Origin of the sequence: Methanocalculus taiwanensis (assembly GCF_024372745.1) — an archaeon.
Taxonomy (GTDB): Archaea; Halobacteriota; Methanomicrobia; order Methanomicrobiales; family Methanocorpusculaceae; genus Methanocalculus; species Methanocalculus taiwanensis.
Genome location: NZ_VOTZ01000060.1, coordinates 1 through 2,060, shown reverse-complemented (window position 1 = coordinate 2,060; position 2,060 = coordinate 1). Strand labels below are relative to the sequence as shown.

Genomic DNA, 2,060 nt, shown 5'->3' with positions numbered 1-2,060 from the left:
GATCCATAGAGGTTATAGAGTTCTACAATGCGCTGTATGTCGCTCATCGATTTCACCTACAGTTCCCTCCCGATCCAATAATGGACAGAGGGGATGATAGGGTGGATCAATTTATGATGAGCGTTTTCATGAAAAGTGGATTAGTTTTTGATGAGCGAATACATTCATCTACTTATAGATTAAAAAAGGAACACTATCGTATTAACTATAAACCATCATTAAGTGAAGTGAGAAGAACTATCATGACACGTATTCGAAGATTTCTAAATCGACATTGAAAAGGATGATATAGGATGGATCAAAAAGAAACTATAAAACTTAAAAAATTTATAGAAATTGAAAAAAAATATAATTTGTGGGACTATGTTATTGACGAAGTACATCCTTGGGCAATAATTCGAGGGAATGTTTTAAATATTTCCTTACGTCCAAATATCAATTCCTGTCCAGCTCATATGGAAAACAAATCTATAAATTATTTTTCCCCTAATTCAATTTTAAATTTTTTCAAAACTTTGAATTTTTTTATTTCAAAAAGAAAAAATTTTGACTCTCTTTTTTTCACTACAGCCAGATATCAAAATATTAATAAAGAAACATCATTTTTTTATGATCAATTTTTTAAACCGTATTTTTCATTATTTAACAATCCACTAATATTTGAACATAGCTATCAAGGAACTGTTAAAAGGCCAAGAGAATTAGAATCAAATACTTATCTATTTGATTACATTCCAATTTTGTCTACAATAAAATCATTAAAAAATAATTATAATTATTGGGGCAATGATAAAGATATAGTAGATTTCCTTTCTATAGTTTGTGATTCTTTTTCATTACAAAAAGAGATGCCAAATCTATACAGAAAAATAATTAGAAGATTTCATGCTAGGCAACACCTCATAAAATATATCGATAATATTTCACTTCACATGGTTGGGAATAAAGCATTTATCCATTGTGCATCTTACTTAAATGATAATGGTTTAATTACTCAACGGCTAAGAGATAATGGAATTATAACGATAGAAATACAACACGGTTTTATTGGTCCAAATCATTATGCTTATAACTATCCTACAGGCCATGCAAAATCTATTGCAAAAAAATATCTCCCTGATTATTTTCTTACCTATGGAAAGTACTGGAACGAACAGATACAGACACCCAGTACCGCAGTAACAGTTGGCAATCCCTCCCTTAACGCTGCTCGTGATTATTATCAAAGTCATATCAGTGTACAACCTAAAAACATTCTTGTTGTATCTCAAGGTTATATTACTCACATGATGGTAAAGATTGCCAAATATCTTTCAGAAATCTTTCCTCATTACACCGTTATCTTTAAATTACATCCTGGAGAATTGCCATTTACCGAGCGTTATGAAGAATTGAAAAAATATCCGAATATACAAATCAAAAGTTATGAGAATATTTATGAACTTATTGCATCAAGTGAAATAATTGTTGGATATACTTCAACAACGCTCTTTGAAGCTCTTTCATTTAAAGATAAAAGGATTTTTATTATTGGGAATAATTCAATCCCAGAATCACTAGGCTATCATTTTTCAAGCTTTGAAGAACTCCGGGATGCCATATTAGATGAGAGTTATGGGTACCCAGCCGTAAATCCATCATATTTCTGGGAAATCGACTGGGAACGAAAAATATCCGCTTTTTTGAACCAAATACAATGACTCCAAACCCAAACTATGCTTTCACTTAGGGAATAAATCTAGTTCCAATTTCTTCTCAAGCTCCCGAACCTTATTTGGCACCCCGGTGATCTGGTCAAACCCATCATAAGACCCACATTCGGCAGCTAAATTTTCATGCATCCTACATTCCCGGCAACACCTAACTAGCTCAGAAATCTAACTCCATATTTTCCTTAGATTCTTAAGATATTCTTCCATATCAGAGCGAAAGTTAGGTAACGTAACAAATCTTCTGTAAAAATTAAATTGGCCCTGCAGCCTACCATTGTTTGCAGAAAGGAGACACAGGGCCATGGATACCTATGCATTTATCGAAGATTATCTTTCCGATAATCAGAA

At 32.4% G+C, this 2,060-nt stretch carries 1 protein-coding gene; it reads left to right on the top strand.

Annotation, left to right across the window (positions count from 1 at the left end):
• Nucleotides 1-293: 293 nt before the first annotated feature.
• On the top strand, nucleotides 294-1,700 hold the full coding sequence (locus tag FTO68_RS11755; protein WP_255333601.1) for a glycosyltransferase family protein: 1,407 nt from the start codon (nucleotides 294-296) through the stop codon (nucleotides 1,698-1,700).
• Nucleotides 1,701-2,060 lie beyond the last annotated feature (360 nt).